Below are 17,935 nucleotides of genomic sequence, written 5' to 3' on the forward strand. Positions count from 1 at the left end.
GAGTTTCAATCCAATTAAATCGGGTCGCTTCACCCGACTCAGAGACTTTCAACACCCAGCATCGCGAGGCTGCGCAACTCACACCGGCTGCGCACCTACCGCCAGCCGGCGAGTTACTGCCGCTGCGGAGCGCCTTGCTATGGAAAACAAGAAAGTCTCAATGGATGACCACTCGGATCACACCCTCGTTGATGCAGTGCGCAATGGCTGCCTGCGCGCGGAAACTGAGATCCATCGCCGCTACAACGGTGCCATGCGCCGCGCACTGAGTCGGTACGTCGACAACCCCATGGATGGAGAGGACTGGCTGAACTCTGCCTGGGTCATCGCACTCACCAAGCTGCGCGAGGGCAAGCTGCGCGAGCCAAAGGCGTTGCCGGGGTTCCTGTGCGGGATCGCTCGGCGCGTCGCCCTCGGTGAGCTACGCCAACGGTGGCGCCAGACCCTGCGAATCGCCCCTGAAGAGCTCGAGACGACGCTGGCGGACGTAGACGCCTCCGATGTGGTGGCCGGACATGAGCTAGTCGAGCTCACGCAAGGCCTATTGGAGGATCTCACCGTCGATCGGGATCGAGAGCTGCTAGGACGCTGCTTCTTCCTTGACGAGGATCGCGATACGGTGGCGGCGACGCTCCAACTCGATGCATCGGTGTTCAGCAAAACACTGCACCGAGCCCGGAAGCGCCTATGGGCAGCCGCCGAGCGGGCCAACGCTGCGAACACGCTGCGCGAGTACATGAGCGAGGCTCGCTAGCAGCCCTCGCCAGGGGCGACGCCGATCGGAAGTGCATCTGTCAATCGGCGTCGTTCCCGCACCGGGCGGAAGCCGCTACCCCGCGCCTCACCACACCCACTCTTGGTCTTGGCGGTCCGCCCTCGCCATCGGCTGCTGGAGAACGTCCGCGTGGGCGGGCGCCCCTTGCTGCTCGGGCACCAGCGCCCAGTGCTGACCCTCATCTTCGCTCCGTAGCACGTGCCAGTCGGTCGAGATCACCGTCAGTCGCGACGACTCAACGCAGACCCGTTGGAAATCGAGCGACACCCCGGTGGGGGCATCCTCCTCGTACCAACGCTGACCGCCGTTGCGGGTGCGCACGATCGCGTTGCCATCGCCCACGGCCCATCCGTTTTGACCAAGCGCATCGAAGTCGATGTCGCGCAGCGCGCGTTTGGTGCCGGACACGATCGGCTGCCAGGTGAGTCCGCTGTCATCGCTGCGCAAGAGTCGCCCGTGTTCCCCGCTCACCCACACTTGCTGCGGATCCACAAAAGCGACGCCAAATAGGTCCTCCCCTACCTCCGTCGCCACCCGCTGCCAGCTCACGCCACCGTCTTCGGTGCGGTAGGTATTGCCCGAAGGTCCCACCGCTATGGCCAGCTCGGCGCTGCCCCAGGCGACGGCGGCGATTCGCCGCCCCGGCCCTGCAAGAGATCGCTGCCAGCGCCTTCCTCCGTCCTGACTTTCCCAGAGCGTGCCGCGGTCGTTGGTGGCGGTGATGTGGCCCGCGCTGGTCAAGTGTAGATCCACCAATCGTCCCTTGGGCACTTCGAAGGCGATATCGGGATGCACACCAGGATCGGTGATCCGCAGCACAACACTCGGATTCGCCATTCCCTGCCAGCGAACGCCATGCTGCGTACTCACTTCATCCACGAACAGGTGACTATCTAACGGACGGGGATCAAACCCGTACAGACCGCTGGTAAGCAGGAACAAGCCGCCTAGGAGGCACATATATGCCAGATAGCGGGAGATTGGGGCTGTGGTTGGTTGCGACGTCGTCATGAGAAATTGCTCCGAATGCGTGCTGAGTGCATGGTTCGCCGCGGGCTCAGCGTGGCGGGGTCAGCTTTCTCAGGGAGCGACTCGTCGCCTACGCAGCACCGCTGCCGAACTAGCAGTGCACCGAATGAGCGGAATATCTCACGTAGCTCCTCACTCCACGCTGCTGCGTCTGCACAATGGAGTTATTCAGCACGTTCACCGTTAATTACCTAATTGACTTGATGGTTTACCTGCTAAATCGAGAGATTAAGTCCACCTACTAGGTCATCTTTCTTACTAGCAGCCCCACAAGCTCAGAGGACCAGATCCGAGTGACGAGCCAACCCTTACGTAAACAACACACTACTCCTGAGGCACAGCAGTGTGCCGATAAGCGGCGCGCTGACCCCAAACGGCGGAATTAGACAACTAGAAGTGCCGGATGCGCACTACTTCGAGCACACTAGAACATAGTGGATCGCCAAATTACCTAGCGGCCTAAGCCGCCACACGCGCTGAACTTTAAGGCGGAGCAAGATGCCGCAGGAACCAACGCTTCGACCAAGCTTGATCGTATACACAGCCTACTTTACGAGGGCCTCCCGCCCGCGCGCCGTCAAGCTTGGTACTGCCCTTTACGGGGCACTCACGCGGCCGCTTGGCGATCGCCTGGCTTTTGGGGCCGGCGTTCCTATTCGTCCTGGCGTCAATGGGCAAGCCATCGATACGGACGCGAGTGAAGATGCGGTAATCGTCTGCCCAATAGATGCGCGAACCACCACTAGCCCCAAAGCACGGCAGCGGGCCATCGAGCTGATCAACAGCTGGAACAAGGCGCTGGGGCCCGGGCGCGTGATCCCGGTCATCCTAGATCGGGCGGCGCGCGCGTTGGAGCCGAAACTACAGGCACCGGTGCTCAGTGGCTTGTTCGCTCCAGAGAATCCAGAGGAAGCAATCGTTGATGCGGTCATCGCCGCTATCGCGAGGGTGCTCAGCAAGGCCAGCGCAAACCCGCGAATCTTCATCTCTCACGCAAAAATCGATTTGCCATTCATTGATGAGCTGATCAACGGTGTCCGCAGCTACATACACAACACGACCCTCAGCAGCTTCTGGGACGTCAGCGAGCTCTACCCAGGACATCCGCTGAAGGAGCAGCTCTGGAGCGCCTTGGATCAGGACTCCCTATTCCTGTCCGTGCGCAGTGACAACTACAGCGATAGGGGCTGGTGCCTGGAGGAGCTGCGCCGGGCGAAGAGCGAGCGTATCGCTTGCTTGACTGTTCTCGCCCTCGAGGACGGCGAGTGCCGCAGCTCCAGCTACGGCGGCAACACGCCGACGATGGTGTGGCGAGCGGGCCGCGCCCGCGATGTAGTGGCTCGAGGACTCAGTGAGTGGATCAAGGCGCGCATGTTCGAGCGTGAGGCCGAGCGCATCGGTAAGCTCGCAGATCTTCCTCAACTCGTCTCGATTCCGAGAACTCCAGAGCTACTCGACCTTGCAAGCGATCGGGTTCGCTCGGCGTCAACGCGGCTGATTCTGCATCCTGATCCAGAGCTACCACGACCGGAACGCAGCGTGTTGAGCGCCGCGGACCGACGACTTGCATTGCTAACGCCCACGACCGCGTATCGCCGCTTGGACTTCGCATCTGGCAAGCGGACGGAAGATGAACAGCTCGTGGAGTCGCTCGCCAACTTAAACGTTGGCATGTCCCTGTCCGATAACCCTGATACGGATAATCGCGACGGTGTGATTCAAGAGCACATGCACGACGCCATCACCTACACCGCGCGTTGCCTTCTCTCCGCTGGTGCCTCTATAGGCTACGGTGGCGATTTCCGTAGGCTCGGTTTCACCGAGCAGCTGGTCCAGCTGACACACGCATACGCGCAGAACGCGCCGACGCCGGTGAAGTGGCTGAACAGCTATCTGGCGTCGAACACATCGATCGAGGAAGCAGATCCGGACTGGGCGTTCGACGCCCACAGCGTCGCTGACGATGACAAGCGCTCCAATCCCCTGCCGTGGCCGCAGGCGACCGGAGATGAGCAAGTGCCGCCGGCCCTCTACTACTCAGAGATGCGGGCCTTCATGGCGCGGCAGCTCGACGCCGCCGTGATGATCGGTGGCGCGCCGGCCCCGCGTCTAAGTAACCGGGAGGCGGGGTACGGAGGCTTGTATCCCGGCATCGTCGAGGAGGCGTGGCAAATGCTGCTGCTCAAGAAACCCGTATACGCGGTGGGCGGATTCGGCGGGGCCGCGAGCATGCTCGCCCAGGTAATGGCTGGAGAGAACTGTCCCAAGGAGCTGCAAGCGGCCTTCTGGACCGATCGATCGCAGTACTTCGCCAAACGCAGCAGAGCTATTTCTTGCAGTCCTTACCTTAGGTCGTTAGGGCTTCCAGCGAGCATGGAGGAACTGGCGGAGAGAATCCGTGAGTTGACCAAGCGTTACCGGAAGCCAGAGGTTGGCGTGTATGCACCAAACGGACTATCACCGAGCGAGAACAACCGACTGCGCTACAGCACAGATCCAGCGGAGATCGCCAGCCTAATCATGCGTGGGCTTCTGCGCGTGGAGACAAAGGAGACCCGAGGAAAGCTCAAGGTGGAGCTGGTCCGTGGTGATGTGCTCAGGGCCGACGACGTGGACGCCATCTCCGTCCCAATTGCCGAGGGCGTGCCTACCAGAGGCGTAGCGGGAAGAATCGACGAGGCCCTGGACTACCGGATCAGCACTTGGGCAGATCCGTACCAAACGGTCATCGGGGCCGCTAACGCGAACATTGCCGCCGAGTGGGTGCACATCGCACGTCTAGTGCCCAAAGCGCAGCCGCGAGACGGCGCTCTCGTGTTCGACGTGGGCGCAGCCGCACGGGATGCGGTTCAACGCGCGAAGCGCTTTAAGTTCCGTCGCATGGCGACGGTCGCCTACGGAGGCACCCTGGAGAGTCACTCGGTACAGGTGATCGACGAGATGCTGCGCGCGTTCGTCCGGCTTCGCGATACGACGACCGTCGTCTGGTATGAAGCGGACGCCATTCGCTACAAACAGATTCACGCTCATCTCGAAGCGAAGTGGGCTGGCGATGTTCACCTGACGAGTCGCGAAGGCGAGGCGCTGGATGATCGAGGAGGGGAGAGTTCGCGCAGCCGCGCCACCTACCTGATAGCGAATCTCTCTGAAGATAACCGAGAGCTGAGTACGGTGTTGGTGCCGCCCGCAGGTACGTCTGCCTGTCGCGGCCATCAGCGCGCCGTCACCCCCGAGGAGATAGCGCGATTGATTGTCGGTGGCGGCAAAGTTGGGCGTTCCGTGCCCTCCGTGGAGGCCGTTGGCGAGTACGGGGACCGGGTGGCGGATCTGCTCTTGGGCACTAGCAGATCAGAGCTCGCCGCCATCCTGGAAGGTCAGCCGCTACACGTGGTGCACAACCCCGAAGCGTCGAAGATCCCCTTCGAGACGCTGCGCTTCAATGACGGGGCGGGAGTGGCCACGGAGGTTGGACTCACGCGCCGTTTGGTGATCGAAGGCGCTCGAGGGCGTCAGATCATCGCTACCCCACCGATGCCCGGTGTCACCGAAGTGCTCGTGATCGTAGACCCGACTGAGGACCTGCCCGGTGCAGAACAGGAGGGGCTTACCGTCAAGGAGGCTCTGGAAGAGCGCGTCGGGATCGAGGTCGTCACGCTCAAAGGCGCGCAAGCGACTAGGGACGCCGTGCTCCAGGAACTCGGGTCAGCGCAAATTCTCCACTACTGCGGCCACGCGTATTTCGATGGCGAAGGGGCGGGCAACAGCGGCTTAAGGTTGGCGGGAGGCACAACGCTACAGGTCGCAGACCTGCTGAGGCTTACGCACCTGCCGCGCTTGGCGGTGATCAACGGCTGCGAAAGCGCCCGCGTTCGCGGCGGGGACGGCACCGAGGGCAACGGCTCGGCAGAGGAGGAGGAAGATCTGGCAAAGCGTGCGGAGGCATTCGCTGAGTTCTTTATGCGATCAGGGATCGAGGCATATCTTGGCACCTACTGGTTCGTGAGTGACCTCGCCGCGCGCACCTTCGCCGAGAAGTTCTACGAGCGCCTTCTGGAAGGCGAGTCCGTGGCAGAGGCCGTGCGGGTAGGAAGGGGTGCAATGCCAAAGGAACGCGCAGCTCATTGGGCCAACTACCTGCTTTACGGCGAGGGGAATTTTGCGCTGTTTCCTCGTGGACTCGCTCTAAGACGGTCAACAGAGTGAGCGAGGTGTTTCCACTTAAATTCATAATTTGCATAACTTATTAGAAAAATATATGCTCTAAATTTTATAAACTAGTAATTGAAAACTACTAAATCATCACCAACTACCTGAGTCCGCCTTGCCTCTAGAGCTATCTAAGTGATATCACTTAGATATCGCTCAGCCGCTGGAGAAGCGCTCATGTCCACAGAAAGAACCTACAACGCCGCCACCGGATGGCTGGCCCTGGTCATCTGCCCCGCCCTGTTTTTCAGCGGACTCACCCTCCTCATTCACGCCGCCGCCAACCCAGGCCTAAAGGTGTATGGGGTGCCCGCAGCGCTCGTGCTCATGGCGACAGGAGTGGCGGTCATCTTTGGCTTCGTCGCCATCGCCCCCAACGACGCCCGCGTCCTGCTGCTGTTCGGCCACTACAAGGGCTCGATCACCGAGTCGGGCTTCTACTGGGTGAACCCCTTTTTCTCCAAGAAGCGCATCAGCCGCCGCGTGCGTAACTTCGAGACCGGCTCCATCACCACGCCCGAAAGAAAGAACGCCGAGGGCAAGGTCGTGCAGCAGAAGGCTCGCACCTCCGGCCGGCCGTCCAAGGTGAACGACCGCGACGGCAACCCGATCGAAATTTCCGCCGTGGTGGTCTGGAAGGTGGTAGACACCGCCGAGGCCTTGTTCGAGGTCGACGATTACGAGGACTTCGTTGCCGTGCAGAGCGAAGCCGCCCTGCGCAACCTGGCCAGCCGCCACCCGTACGACAGCGAAGACCACGCCACCTCCCTGCGCGGCAGCACGCAGGAGATCTGCGCTGAGCTGCGTCAGGACATTCAGGACCGCTTGGAGACAGCAGGCGTCGAGGTGGTCGAGGCCCGCATCAGCCACCTGGCCTACGCGCCGGAGATCGCCGCCGCCATGCTTCAGCGCCAGCAGGCGCAAGCGGTGGTAGCCGCGCGCTCGCGGATCGTCGACGGCGCCGTGGGCATGGTGGAGATGGCACTGGAGCGTCTGGTGAAGGAGCAGATCGTAGATCTGGACGATGAGAAGCGTGCTTCGATGGTCTCCAACCTGCTCGTCGTGCTATGTAGCGACCGGCACACGCAACCGGTGGTGAACGCCGGTTCGCTCTACAGCTGACCCGCCGATGGCACCTGAACTAACCGCGCCAGGCCCCGTCCCCACCGGGGGCGGATGCACCCCGCGCCCCACGAGTTAAACCAAGCCGTGGCAAGAAGCTCCTTCCTCTTCCGCACGGACCCGCGCACGCTTGCCGCCCTGCGCCGCTGGGCCGATGACGACCTGCGCAGCATGAACGCGCAACTCGAGTTCATCGTCCGCCGCGCCCTAAAGGAAGCGGGCCGTCTGCCGGGACCGGACGCGCCTGCGAAAGACGACGGCGACCGGGAGCAGTAGGGGCGACTGGGTGGCTGGGCGCCGTCGTGTACACTGCGGCGCCATGACCACCCACGCCGACTCCCACGCGATCACCGTGCTCGCCAACGGCGACCCCGTGCGCCTGTCATCAGACGCGACGGTCGCAGATCTCGTTCAGGCCCTGCGCCTAGCGGGGCGGCGTTTCGCCCTAGAGCGCAACGGCGAGATCGTGCCCCGCTCGCAGCACGACCAGGCGCGCCTTCGAGACGGCGACCGGATAGAGATCGTGCACGCCGTGGGCGGCGGCTGACCTGCGGCGGAGAGCCCCATGAATGACACCCTTTCTTCCACGGCGGCGCACGCCGATCCCTTGACCATCGCCGGCACCCAGTACCGATCAAGACTGCTCACCGGTACGGGGAAGTACACGGACCTTACGCAGACGCGCGCTGCCACCCAGGCCGCCGGAGCGCAGATCGTCACGGTCGCGATCCGTCGCACAAACATCGGCCAGCACGCCGACGAACCCAGCCTCCTGGAAGCGCTGCCACCGGAGGAATTCACGCTGCTGCCTAACACCGCCGGTTGCTACACGGCCAAAGATGCGGTACGCACCTGCCACCTGGCTCGCGAGCTGCTCGACGGCCACTCCCTGGTGAAGCTGGAGGTGCTCGGCGATGAGAGGACTCTATTCCCAGACGTACCGGCCACCTTGGAGGCCGCGGCTACGCTCGTGAAAGACGGCTTCGACGTCATGGTGTACACCAACGACGACCCCATCATGGCCAAGCGCTTTGAGGAAATCGGCTGCGTCGCCGTCATGCCCTTGGCTGCGCCGATAGGCTCCGGCCTTGGCATCCAGAACCCCTACAATATCCTCACCATCGTCGAGCAGGCGAAGGTGCCGGTGCTGGTGGACGCGGGGGTCGGCACCGCCTCTGATGCCGCCTTCGCCATGGAGCTTGGCTGCGACGGCGTGCTGATGAACACGGCCATTGCCGGCGCGCGCGACGCGGTGATGATGGCCCACGCGATGCGCCTCGGGGTCGAGGCCGGCCGCTTGGCTTTCCGCGCAGGGCGCATCCCGAAGAGACGATACGCTACCGCCTCATCGCCCATCGAAGGCATCTTCTTCTAAGTCGTGACCGAACGGGAGGATGGCGGGGGCGCGGCGCCGGAGGATCGTCCGAGAGCCCGCGTGCGCAGCTTCGTCCGTCGTGACGGTCGCCTCACGCGCGCCCAGCGCGAGGCCCTCGAGCGTCTCTATCCCCACCTCGGGATTGCCCTCGACACCACGCCAATTGACCTAGGGGTTGCTTTTGGTCGGGAAGCGCCCTGCTGCATTGATATCGGCTTCGGCAATGGCGCCTCGCTGCTCTGGCATGCCGAGCGCTTCCCGGAACAGAATTTCCTCGGTGTCGAGGTGTACCCACCGGGCGTAGGCCGGGCCCTCAACAGCATCCAAGCACAGCGACTCACCAACGTGCGCATCGTGCAGCAAGACGCGGTCGAGGTGTTCGAGCACCGACTGGCGCCCGGCTCCATCGATCGGGTAATGCTGCTCTTCCCAGACCCATGGCCGAAGAAGCGCCATCACAAGCGGCGCATCGTGCAGCCCGCCTTTCTCGACTTGGTCGGCCGCGCCCTGCGCGCGAACGGCGTTCTGCACATGGCAACGGACTGGGCGCCCTACGGCGAGGCCATGGTCGAAGTCGCTGACGCCCATCCGGCCCTCAAGCGCATCGTCGCTGAGGACCAGCTGGCAGCCGCGACCACTCGGCCGCAGACACACTTCCAGCGTCGTGGTGAGCGTCTAGGCCACGATGTGGTAGATCTTGCCTATCGTCGCGTTTAGGTTTCTGGGTTCGATTTCGGGCCGGCCCCAGCGTCTGCCTCAGGCGCAACGCCCCCCGTCTCCGGCGCCGTAGTGGCCTGCACAGCCGGTTGCTCCGAGGTGGGAGCGCAAGTCGGCTGGATCTCGAGCGCCTCCACGGCTCGACGCGTAGTGATCACCGTATCGCGCACGCCGTCGATCACGAACTGCACCGCCAGCGCCACCAGCACTACGCCGGCAAGGCGGCTGATCACGTTGGCCCCGGTCACACCGATCACCCGCTCCACGTGACGGGCGCCCAGCAGCAACAGCAAGGTGATGGTGAGCACCACCAATACCACCAAGCCCAAGACCGCGATCGCCACCGGATCACCGTCCGTACTTGCGCCGAGGAGCACCAGGGTGGCCAAGGCACCGGGCCCCGCGATCAGGGGAAAGGCCAGCGGAAACACGGAGATGTCCTCCCGGTAGCGGGCCTCTTCCTGCTCGCGGACGGTGGCCGAGCGCAGCCCCGACTGGCGCGCAAACACCATGTCCACGGACAGCAAAAAGAGCAGCAAGCCGCCGGCGATCTTGAACGCGTCCAAACTGATGCCGAGGGCCCGCAGTAGCAGATCGCCGCTGAATAGGAACAGGGCGAAGATCACCGCCGCCAGCGCCACCGATTTCACGGCCATGCGGCGTCGGAACACCGCGCCGCCGCCACGGGTGAGGGCCGCGAACACGGGCACCAGTGAGATCGGTTCTACGACGACGAAAAACACGACGAAGGTTTTGACGAACGACTCGAACATGACAATCGCTATCTAAAGCCGGCGACAGATGCCGGAACTCCACTTCCCTCGGGCGAGGAGGGGCGTATTATGGGGGCGAGTGGTGACGTCTGCGAGGCACTGCAACAAAAACGGGGTGCGTGATGGCAAACCTAGTCGTTCCGAGTGTGGGAGGCTGGTACCGGCACACGGATGGCCGCGTGTTCGAAGTAGTCGCGTTCGACGAGCCCACGAGCACCATCGAGACCCAGCATTTCGATGGCACCGTCGAGGAGATAGACGTCGACGTCTGGGACGACCAGGAGCCGACCGAAATAGAACCGCCGGAGGACTACACCGGCTCCATGGATCTACAGAAGGAAGACTACGGCGTCGAATACGACGACTGTCCGCACGCCGTCTGGTTCGACCCGCTCGACTTCTTCGACGCTGGCGATCGCTGATCCGCGAGGGCGCCAAGTCCTACCCCGCGCCAGCCGCCTGCGCTGGCGCAACTTCCACACGTCCGTCGTTAACGCGCACGGCCACAGGCTGCAGGCGCTGGCCGGGGCAGGGGCCAGCTACACACTCCCCGCTCAAGCGGTCGAAAACAGCGCCGTGAGAGGCGCAGATGAGATGCTGCTCATCGGCGGTCAGGAAGGCGTCGGGCGCCCAGTTCATCGGGTGACCCGCGTGGGGACATGCATTGCGGTAGGCTGCTAGCGCATCGCCTACACGCACCACGAAGCCCCAGTGGTCCCAATCCTCGTGGGTGAACCCCCGCGTGCCTGGATCATCGAACTCTTCCAAGGGCGCGACGTCGACCCAAGCACTATCATCACTCACCCATCCACTCCCGCAAGCTAGCGCGAAGCCAGTCCATGCAGCATGCCAGATAACGCCAACGTCGCGAGCACCTCCCTGAAGCGCAACCCGCTCTGGCAGAGCAAGGCCTATTGGATCGCCGTCCTCTACTTCTCGCAGGGGTTCCCCCTAGGCGTCTTCTACGAAATCCTGCCCGTGTACTTCCGCGATCAGGGCGTGGAGCTTGGCGAGATCGGGTTCTTGAGCCTGCTCGGTCTGGGCTGGACGCTGAAGTATCTGTGGGCACCGATCGTCGGCCACCTGCGTGGCTTCCGGCACTGGATGTTCGCCGTCGACCTGATCATGGCGGCCCTGCTCAGCCCCCTCGCCTTCTCCCTGGGCTTCGGGCCCTGGGTGTGGATGATGATCGGCGTGTTTGTGGTCATGTCCGCCACCAACGACATCGCCATCGACGCCTACACGATTGAACTGGTCAACAAGCGGGAGCTCGGCGTGGCGAACGGCTTACGCGTGGGATTCTACCGCGCAGGCATGATCGCCGCGGGCTTCGCCCTGGCCACGCAGGAGTTGATCGGCTGGGCTGGCGTGTACGCCTGCACGTGCGCCTTGTTGGTCCTGTGCGCCTTTGCCTGTCGCCTGGCACCCGCCGAACAGTCTTTGGCGAAGCCCCCTACCTTGGGCTTATGCGAGGAGCTGCTCACCGTGGTGCGCACGCCCGCGGCGATGGCCTCGGTCATCGCCATGCTCCTTGGCACCGCGTGGATAGTTAACAAATCCGTAAAGTTTGCTGATGATATCGCCGGCTTCTGGTGGTACGCCCTCGCCGGGTCAGTCGCGCTTTGGTTCGCCCTCACCCTGCTCGCCAGTCAGCGCGGTACGCCGGGAAGCGCCCCGGTTGATGGTGGTCGCGACAGGGCACAGTCCGTCGAACAGGGACTCATGTTCGGCGCCATCATCGGCATGCTACGCCGCCCCGGCATGCTGGTGGTGCTCCTGTTCATCGTGACCTTCAAGCTCGCCGACACTACGATCGGGTTCATCGTCAAGCCGTTCTGGCTCGACGTTGGGTTCTCACCCGCCCAGATCGGTCTGGTCTCGGTCAACATCGGCCTGGCCCTCTCCGTGGCGGGCGGGCTGATCGGCGGTGCGATCACCGACCGCATCGGTGTGTTCAAGGCACTCTGGATGCTCGGTCTCACGCAGATGATCTCAAACCTCGGCTACTGGGGCGTCTCATTGGTGCTGCCACTCTCGCCGCAGACGCCGCCGGACCTTTTCGCTCAGACCATCATGTATTCAGCATCGGCCGTGGAGTCGTTCACCCAAGGCCTCGGCACCGGCGCGTTCTTGGCCTTCCTCATGTCTATCGTGAACAAGCGCCGCTCCGCCGCGGAGTACGCACTGCTCTCCTCCATGTTCATTTTCGGTAGATCCGTGGCCGGATGGGCGGGAGGAAATCTGTCCGAAGTGATCGGCTATCAAAGCACCTTTCTCCTCACCTTCCTAGCCGGCATCCCGGCATACCTGCTTCTGCCCTGGGTCTATCGACTACTGAAGTGGACGGAAACGCAGCCAGACTTTGTTCAGGGCGAGGCTCAAAAGGCGTAGTCGATAATTAGCGGCGCATGATCCGAAAAGCGCTTTTCTCTGTAGACGCGCGCCTTACTGACGCTGCCCGCCAGGGAAGGCGAGAGGATCTGATAGTCGATGCGCCATCCCACGTTGTTGGCGTAGGCCTGACCGCGATTCGACCACCAGGTGTACTGCTCCTCACGCTGGTCGACCTCGCGGAAAGCATCCACGTAGCCGTAGTTGTCGATCAGCGTGTCCATGAAGGCACGCTCCTCGGGCAGGAAGCCAGAGTTCTTCTGATTGCTGCGCCAATTCTTGATGTCGATTCGCCTGTGCGCGATGTTCCAGTCGCCGCAGATCACGTACTGGCGATCGCCCTGCGCGAGGCGCTCGAGGTGGGGACCGAACAAATCTAAGAACCGCCACTTCGCTTGCTGGCGCTCCTCGCCGGAGGAACCAGAAGGAAGGTACAAGGACACCACGCTCAACTTGCCGAAGCGCGCCTCCACGTAGCGTCCCTGCGCGTCGAACTCGGCCCAGCCGACAGCTCCGTCATGGCTGGCTTCCTGCAGGCTGGTAATGATCTGGTCAGGCTCACGCCGCGCGTAGAGCGCGACGCCGCTGTATCCCTTCTTCTGCGCGTCCACGAAGACGTTGTGGAAGCTGCGTGGATGGTAAAGCGCGTCGTCCAGCTGTTCGCGCTGGGCCTTGGTTTCTTGCACGCAGACCACGTCCGCGCGCTGGCGCGTCATCCAGGAGAAGAAGCCCTTGCGCCCGGCCGAGCGGATGCCGTTCAAGTTGGCGGTGACGATACGCATCGATGAGGTTCCTTCGCGCTGCGCCGGCTGGCGCTCGGCGGCTTATGATACGGGGCCGAGAGTCCTACGCCACCGTCGACGAGGCCCATGAACACCAGCAGCTCCATCCGCGATCAGTTCCTTTCCCTATGCGAAGAGGTGGGCGCCCTGCGCTTCGGTAAGTTCACGCTGAAGTCTGGCCGCGTCAGCCCTTACTTCTTCAACGCAGGCTTGTTCTCCACCGGCGAGGCCATCGCCAAGCTTGGCGGCTTCTACGCGCACACGATCGTCGAACGCGGTCTCGAGGTCGACATGCTCTTCGGTCCTGCCTACAAGGGTATCCCGCTGGTGACCGCCACAGCGGCGGCCCTGGCCACGCAACACAGGCGCAATCTGCCCTTCGCCTTCAACCGCAAGGAGGCAAAGGACCACGGCGAGGGTGGGCACCTGGTGGGCGCCCCCCTCGCCGGTCGGGTGCTTGTGGTGGATGATGTGATCACTGCCGGCACCGCGCTTCGCGAGTCGGTGCAGATCATTCGCCGGCAGAATGCCGAAGCGGCCGCCGTGCTGATCGCCCTAGACCGGCAGGAGCGCGGTCAAGGCGAGCGCTCTGCCATCGATGAAGCGCAGCGCGAGCTGGGCTTGCAGATCGCAAGCGTGGCCTCCCTTGACGATTTGACACAATGGTTGCGGGCCGACGGGAACAGATCACAGATTCTGAAGTCCCTAGAAGACTACCGGGCAAGGTACGGGTTCCAATGACGTGTCCACGCCCTCGCGCGGCGGTACACTGTCGGTACGCGTCGTCGCTGAGGGACAGGCTTCCGTGACGAGGTGTCGGCCCAATCAGTCCTGAGATGATGCGTAACGTGTTCAGTCCGCAATACAAAATGTGGGTCCGCCTTGCGGGGCTATGCCTGCTAGCTTGCGTGCTCGGCGGTGCCGCGAGCGCCAAGGAGTACGTGCGCTGGGTGGACGAAAACGGCGTCATCCACATCGAGGAAAGCCTGCCACCGGAGGAGAAAGACCGCGAGAGCGAGACGCTCAACGACCAAGGCGTAGTCACCGGCAAGGTACCTCGCGCCCCGACCGAGGAGGAACTGGCCGAGCAGCGTAAGAAGGCGGAACGCGACGCAGCGCGCGCGGCTTTGACGAAGCGCCAGGCGGAGTACCGCGACAACCTGTTCCGATCCTACGCCACGATCGGGGACCTCAGGAGCTACCACAAGTCGCGTATGGAGGCCCTGTACTACCGCCAGTCGGTCAATGACCACAAGGTGCGAGAGCTGCGGGACGAGCTACGCTCGCTCATGGACAAAGCGAGAGAGTTCAATTTTCCTTACTCGTCTGAAAGCTCTCTGCCGCCGATGCCCTCGGACCTTCTACTCGATTTGCAGGTCGCCAACCAAGCCCTGAGCGAACGCCAAGAGGATGCGGAAACCCTGCGCCGCAAGCTAATTGAGCAAGAACGACGATTTGAGTCAGACCTAGAGATCTACCAGGAGTTCGCGAGCCCTGACGCTCTGCGACAGACTCGCGCCGGCGCGAGCGGCCAGCGCTAAGTTCCCGATCCTACGCCGTCCCTGAATGCCCGAAGCCGCCTTCTCCGCGGTCGCTAGCCTCGAAGCTGCCCACTTCTTCAAAGCGCACCTGCACCACCGGCACGAACACCATCTGCGCAATCCGCATGCCCGGTGTGATCTCGCGAGCGAAGCGACCGCGATTCCACATGGACACGTAGACCTGCCCTTGGTAATCGGAGTCGATCAGTCCGGTGAGGTTGCCGAGTACAAGGCCCTGCTTGTGACCGATCCCCGACCGCGGCAGGAGCACCGCCGCGAGCGATGGGTCGGCAATGTGCAGCGCAAACCCTGTGGGGATGAGTTCCGTCGCCCCGGACTCCAGCTTCAGCGGCTGTTCGATACAAGCACGCACGTCCAGACCTGCCGCTCCGTTGGTGGCCAACTCAGGCACGCCGAACTCCCGCAGTCGGGGGTCCAGCACCTTCAGCGCGATCGAACGTTGCTCATCAGGCATGCGTCTATCCTCTCGTCGCTCGGTAGCGTTCGCCGATCACCGCCACCAGGGAGCGGGCTAAGTCGAGCTTAGGGAGATGGCCGAGGGGGCGGCTTCCGTCGACCCAAAACACGGTGATCTCGTTGTCTGCACAGTCAAAGGCGCGCGCGGCGCCGACCACGTTACCCGCGATCATGTCCAACCTCTTGCGTTCCAGCTTAGCGCGCGCATTGCGTTCTAGGTCGCGGGTCTCTGCAGCAAAGCCCACCGTGAACGGTGGCTCCGCCAGGGCTGCTACTGCCGCGAGAATGTCAGGTGCAGGATGCAGCTCGAGCACCATAAGATCTCCCAGCTGCGCCTTCTTCAGCTTGTGCTCGGCAGGCTCACGACATTCGTAGTCCGCCACCGCCGCCGTGCCGATGAAGATATGCGCCGTCGACGCCCTGGCCATGACCGCATCGTGCATGCTGCGCGCGCTCTCCACATCCACCTGGGTCACACCTGACGGCGTCCCCAAGTGAGTGGGGCCGCTGACAAGCGTTACCTCCGCGCCCGCCTCCGCCGCCGCCTGCGCCACGGCGTAGCCCATCTTTCCCGAACTTCGGTTGCTGAGAAAGCGCACGGGATCTAGAGCTTCTCGCGTCGGACCCGCCGTCAGTAGCACGCGCAGACCGCCTAGTTCTCTGTCGCCTGAGGCCGCAAATGGTCCGGCCTGGCCGGTGATTGCGGTGACGATCTCCTCCGGCTCGAGCATCCGCCCGGCACCCTCCTCACCGCAGGCTTGGGAGCCTTCCCCCGGACCCAACAGGGCGACCCCGCGTTGCGCCAGCACCTGGCAGTTGGCTTCGGTGGCTGGGTGCTGCCACATCACGCGATTCATCGCTGGCGCCAGCACCACAGGCGCCTCCGTCGCCAAGCACACGGTGCAGAGCAGGTCGTCTGCCAGCCCGTGCGCCAAGCGACCAACCAGGTGGGCGGTGGCGGGCGCGATCAGCACCAGATCCGCCCAGCGGGCGAGCTCGATGTGGCCCATGGCAGCCTCCGCCGCCTCATCCCATAGGGCGTCGCGGACGGGATTACCGGAGAGCGCCTGCAGGGTCAGGGGCGTGATGAACTGTGCGGCGCCGGCGGTCATCACCACCTGCACCTCGGCGCCCTGCTCACGCAAACGTCGCACGAGCAGCGCACTCTTGTACGCCGCGATTCCCCCGCTCACGCCCACCAGGACGCGCTTACCCTCTAGCTTGCCGGCTGCGGCCAAGGTCCGCTCCCCTCACCGATCGGATTAGTGGGCACATCATAGCGATAAGCCGGAGCGCAAACCTCTACTGCTCGCGCAAACTGCGACTGATTCGGCCCAGGCAGCAGGAGGCGCCCCGCGCGCGTACCGCCGTTGATCCTTCCACCACCCCGTGAACGCCCCCGCGAGCGCTTGCTACAGCTTGGCCCACGCGCGATGTCCAGCGTGGAACTGCTGGCGATCGTCCTGCGCCATGGCAATCGCCAGCAATCCGCCTACGAGATCGCTAGCGCGCTGCTAGCGCAGTTTGGCAGCGTCCGAGGCTTATTCAACGCGAGTCGTGAACAAGTGTGTGCCGTGGCCGGCGTCGGCAGCGCTCGGTTCGCCGAGCTGCAGGCGGCAGTGGAGTTGGTGCGGCGTCACTTGGAGGAAGGCCTGGATCGTCGCGACGCCTTCGACACGCCGCACGCCGCCAGCCAGTTTTTGCGTGCCCGCCTGAGAGACCTGCCGCACGAGGTGTTCTGTTGCTTCTACCTAGATAACCGCAATCGCCTCATCTGCTTCGAGGAGCTCTTCCGGGGCACGCTCGATGGGGCGAGCGTGCATCCACGTGAAGTCGTGCGTCAGGCCCTAGCACACAATGCTGCTGCGATGATTGTTGCTCACAACCACCCGAGCGGCATGGCCGAGCCCAGCCATGCGGATCAGGCCATTACGCGACGGCTTCGCGACGCGCTGGCATTGGTCGAGGTGAGGTTGCTCGATCATCTGGTTGTGGGAGACGAGGAGTGCACATCGCTCGCCGAGCGCGGGTTACTATGATTCACCTTACGAATCCATACAGCTACCTTCAACACTCGCTTGTCAGGGGTACGCTGCGCAAGGGCTAGGGTTCAGGCGATGCGTCGCGGCGTGCGTAGAAACCCTCGAACCACGGCTGCCAGGTATCGCCCCCATCATCCGATTGCTCGAAAAACTGGCGTACGCGGCCATCGTCGAGCGGCGTCCAAGTTCCTCGAAACGGTTGGATGGCGGCGGTGGCCACGTATTCGATGGTGCCTGTGAGCACCATCGACTCGCCGTCCCAGCCGCCGCTAATGTCGATCAAGGCGCCGGAGGCACTGTGCCAGACTTGGTTCCAGCGACCGCTCGAAGGGCTGTAGAAGTTCATGCTCATGCCAGTGCTGCCCGACGCGCCGATCCACTGCTCGAGGAGCACGCAGCCGCCTTCGCGGCGCGTAATTCGATTAGCTCCAGCCACTTTTCCGTCGGCCGTGCGTACCTGCCAATCGCCAAGCCAGAAGTCGAAGGTGCGGAACTCTTCGCCCGCGCAGGGTGCCGCGGCTTCACCGGCTGAGGTTTGCGCGATGGCGGATCCGACGCACGTCACAGCGGCTGCCAGCGTCAGGACGAGGTGCTGGGCTGCAGCCTGCGCAAGCCGCTTGCGACAAATCTTTGCTTGAGCCACCCGCTTTCCCCCACATCGCGCCCACGGTATGAGGGTGCGACAATTGTTTTACGCACGAGTTG

General features: G+C 63.3%; 19 protein-coding genes. 12 read left to right on the forward strand and 7 right to left on the reverse strand.

Features of this window, described 5'->3' with window-relative positions; translation table 11 throughout:
* The first annotated feature begins 139 nt into the window (after positions 1-139).
* The gene (locus tag AAGA68_02740; protein ID MEM9383948.1) at positions 140-754 is read left to right on the forward strand and encodes a sigma-70 family RNA polymerase sigma factor; all 615 of its coding nucleotides are present in this window, start codon (positions 140-142) and stop codon (positions 752-754) included.
* Between the two features lie 87 nt (positions 755-841).
* Here AAGA68_02740 and AAGA68_02745 read toward each other — a convergent pair whose 3' ends face one another.
* The gene (locus tag AAGA68_02745; protein ID MEM9383949.1) at positions 842-1,786 is read right to left on the reverse strand and encodes a YCF48-related protein; all 945 of its coding nucleotides are present in this window, start codon (positions 1,784-1,786) and stop codon (positions 842-844) included.
* 546 nt (positions 1,787-2,332) lie between these two features.
* Here AAGA68_02745 and AAGA68_02750 point away from each other — a divergent pair.
* The 6 genes from AAGA68_02750 (at position 2,333) to trmB (ending at position 9,224) form a co-directional block, all read left to right on the forward strand.
* Positions 2,333-6,007: a CHAT domain-containing protein gene (locus AAGA68_02750; protein ID MEM9383950.1), complete on the forward strand. Its 3,675-nt coding sequence runs from the start codon at positions 2,333-2,335 to the stop codon at positions 6,005-6,007.
* A 180-nt stretch (positions 6,008-6,187) separates the two neighbouring features.
* Entirely contained in the window at positions 6,188-7,132 is a 945-nt protein-coding gene (locus AAGA68_02755; GenBank protein MEM9383951.1) for an SPFH domain-containing protein, read from the forward strand.
* An 87-nt stretch (positions 7,133-7,219) separates the two neighbouring features.
* Positions 7,220-7,408 (forward strand): hypothetical protein, encoded by a 189-nt coding sequence (locus tag AAGA68_02760; protein MEM9383952.1) that lies wholly within the window; start codon positions 7,220-7,222, stop codon positions 7,406-7,408.
* 43 nt (positions 7,409-7,451) lie between these two features.
* Positions 7,452-7,679 (forward strand): sulfur carrier protein ThiS, encoded by a 228-nt coding sequence (thiS, locus tag AAGA68_02765; protein ID MEM9383953.1) that lies wholly within the window; start codon positions 7,452-7,454, stop codon positions 7,677-7,679.
* An 18-nt stretch (positions 7,680-7,697) separates the two neighbouring features.
* Positions 7,698-8,507, forward strand: a complete 810-nt coding sequence (locus AAGA68_02770; protein MEM9383954.1) for a thiazole synthase — start codon at positions 7,698-7,700, stop codon at positions 8,505-8,507.
* A 3-nt stretch (positions 8,508-8,510) separates the two neighbouring features.
* Positions 8,511-9,224, forward strand: coding sequence for a tRNA (guanosine(46)-N7)-methyltransferase TrmB (gene trmB, locus AAGA68_02775; protein ID MEM9383955.1), 714 nt, complete (start codon positions 8,511-8,513; stop codon positions 9,222-9,224).
* Here trmB and AAGA68_02780 read toward each other — a convergent pair.
* Positions 9,221-9,997: a MarC family protein gene (locus AAGA68_02780; GenBank protein MEM9383956.1), complete on the reverse strand. Its 777-nt coding sequence runs from the start codon at positions 9,995-9,997 to the stop codon at positions 9,221-9,223. The two genes, trmB and AAGA68_02780, sit on opposite strands and share 4 nt — an antisense overlap.
* A gap of 122 nt (positions 9,998-10,119) precedes the next feature.
* Between AAGA68_02780 and AAGA68_02785 the strand changes: the two genes are divergently transcribed.
* Positions 10,120-10,419 carry a DUF6763 family protein gene (locus AAGA68_02785; GenBank protein MEM9383957.1) on the forward strand — a complete coding sequence of 100 codons (300 nt, stop codon included), beginning with the start codon at positions 10,120-10,122 and terminating at the stop codon, positions 10,417-10,419.
* A 19-nt stretch (positions 10,420-10,438) separates the two neighbouring features.
* Here the strand turns inward: AAGA68_02785 and AAGA68_02790 are convergent, their stop codons facing one another.
* Positions 10,439-10,801 (reverse strand): Rieske (2Fe-2S) protein, encoded by a 363-nt coding sequence (locus AAGA68_02790; GenBank protein ID MEM9383958.1) that lies wholly within the window; start codon positions 10,799-10,801, stop codon positions 10,439-10,441.
* A gap of 42 nt (positions 10,802-10,843) precedes the next feature.
* On the opposite strand from AAGA68_02790, the gene AAGA68_02795 reads away from it, so the two are divergent.
* Complete coding sequence (locus tag AAGA68_02795; protein MEM9383959.1) at positions 10,844-12,388, forward strand: MFS transporter; 1,545 nt, start codon at positions 10,844-10,846, stop codon at positions 12,386-12,388.
* Here AAGA68_02795 and AAGA68_02800 read toward each other — a convergent pair.
* Entirely contained in the window at positions 12,376-13,170 is a 795-nt protein-coding gene (locus AAGA68_02800; GenBank protein ID MEM9383960.1) for an exodeoxyribonuclease III, read from the reverse strand. The two genes, AAGA68_02795 and AAGA68_02800, sit on opposite strands and share 13 nt — an antisense overlap.
* An 87-nt stretch (positions 13,171-13,257) precedes the next feature.
* On the opposite strand from AAGA68_02800, the gene pyrE reads away from it, so the two are divergent.
* Complete coding sequence (gene pyrE, locus AAGA68_02805) at positions 13,258-13,911, forward strand: orotate phosphoribosyltransferase (protein ID MEM9383961.1); 654 nt, start codon at positions 13,258-13,260, stop codon at positions 13,909-13,911.
* A gap of 95 nt (positions 13,912-14,006) precedes the next feature.
* Positions 14,007-14,711 (forward strand): DUF4124 domain-containing protein, encoded by a 705-nt coding sequence (locus tag AAGA68_02810; protein ID MEM9383962.1) that lies wholly within the window; start codon positions 14,007-14,009, stop codon positions 14,709-14,711.
* Positions 14,712-14,721: 10 nt separating this feature from the next.
* Here AAGA68_02810 and dut read toward each other — a convergent pair whose 3' ends face one another.
* Both dut and coaBC read right to left on the reverse strand, forming a co-directional pair.
* Positions 14,722-15,186 (reverse strand): dUTP diphosphatase, encoded by a 465-nt coding sequence (gene dut / locus AAGA68_02815; GenBank protein ID MEM9383963.1) that lies wholly within the window; start codon positions 15,184-15,186, stop codon positions 14,722-14,724.
* 4 nt (positions 15,187-15,190) lie between these two features.
* On the reverse strand, positions 15,191-16,426 hold the full coding sequence (coaBC, locus tag AAGA68_02820) for a bifunctional phosphopantothenoylcysteine decarboxylase/phosphopantothenate--cysteine ligase CoaBC (GenBank protein MEM9383964.1): 1,236 nt from the start codon (positions 16,424-16,426) through the stop codon (positions 15,191-15,193).
* 132 nt (positions 16,427-16,558) lie between these two features.
* Here coaBC and radC point away from each other — a divergent pair, with 132 nt between their 5' ends.
* Positions 16,559-17,227: a DNA repair protein RadC gene (radC, locus tag AAGA68_02825; protein MEM9383965.1), complete on the forward strand. Its 669-nt coding sequence runs from the start codon at positions 16,559-16,561 to the stop codon at positions 17,225-17,227.
* A gap of 64 nt (positions 17,228-17,291) precedes the next feature.
* Here the strand turns inward: radC and AAGA68_02830 are convergent, their stop codons facing one another.
* A complete protein-coding gene (locus tag AAGA68_02830; GenBank protein MEM9383966.1) occupies positions 17,292-17,873 on the reverse strand; it encodes a hypothetical protein in 582 nt (193 codons plus the stop codon).
* Between the last annotated feature and the right edge of the window lie 62 nt (positions 17,874-17,935).

The organism is Pseudomonadota bacterium, from assembly GCA_039193195.1.
Taxonomy (GTDB): domain Bacteria; phylum Pseudomonadota; class Gammaproteobacteria; order Steroidobacterales; family JBCBZW01; genus JBCBZW01.

Excerpts from the sequence above, each read along its gene's own strand:
- AAGA68_02740 (MEM9383948.1), top strand. The coding sequence starts at position 140 with ATGGAAAACAAGAAAGTCTCAATGGATGACCACTCGGATCACACCCTC.
- AAGA68_02745 (MEM9383949.1), bottom strand. The coding sequence starts at position 1,786 with ATGACGACGTCGCAACCAACCACAGCCCCAATCTCCCGCTATCTGGCA.
- AAGA68_02755 (MEM9383951.1), top strand. The coding sequence starts at position 6,188 with ATGTCCACAGAAAGAACCTACAACGCCGCCACCGGATGGCTGGCCCTG.
- thiS (MEM9383953.1), top strand. The coding sequence starts at position 7,452 with ATGACCACCCACGCCGACTCCCACGCGATCACCGTGCTCGCCAACGGC.
- AAGA68_02770 (MEM9383954.1), top strand. The coding sequence starts at position 7,698 with ATGAATGACACCCTTTCTTCCACGGCGGCGCACGCCGATCCCTTGACC.
- AAGA68_02780 (MEM9383956.1), bottom strand. The coding sequence starts at position 9,997 with ATGTTCGAGTCGTTCGTCAAAACCTTCGTCGTGTTTTTCGTCGTCGTA.
- AAGA68_02785 (MEM9383957.1), top strand. The coding sequence starts at position 10,120 with ATGGCAAACCTAGTCGTTCCGAGTGTGGGAGGCTGGTACCGGCACACG.
- AAGA68_02795 (MEM9383959.1), top strand. The coding sequence starts at position 10,844 with ATGCCAGATAACGCCAACGTCGCGAGCACCTCCCTGAAGCGCAACCCG.
- AAGA68_02800 (MEM9383960.1), bottom strand. The coding sequence starts at position 13,170 with ATGCGTATCGTCACCGCCAACTTGAACGGCATCCGCTCGGCCGGGCGC.
- pyrE (MEM9383961.1), top strand. The coding sequence starts at position 13,258 with ATGAACACCAGCAGCTCCATCCGCGATCAGTTCCTTTCCCTATGCGAA.
- AAGA68_02810 (MEM9383962.1), top strand. The coding sequence starts at position 14,007 with ATGATGCGTAACGTGTTCAGTCCGCAATACAAAATGTGGGTCCGCCTT.
- dut (MEM9383963.1), bottom strand. The coding sequence starts at position 15,186 with ATGCCTGATGAGCAACGTTCGATCGCGCTGAAGGTGCTGGACCCCCGA.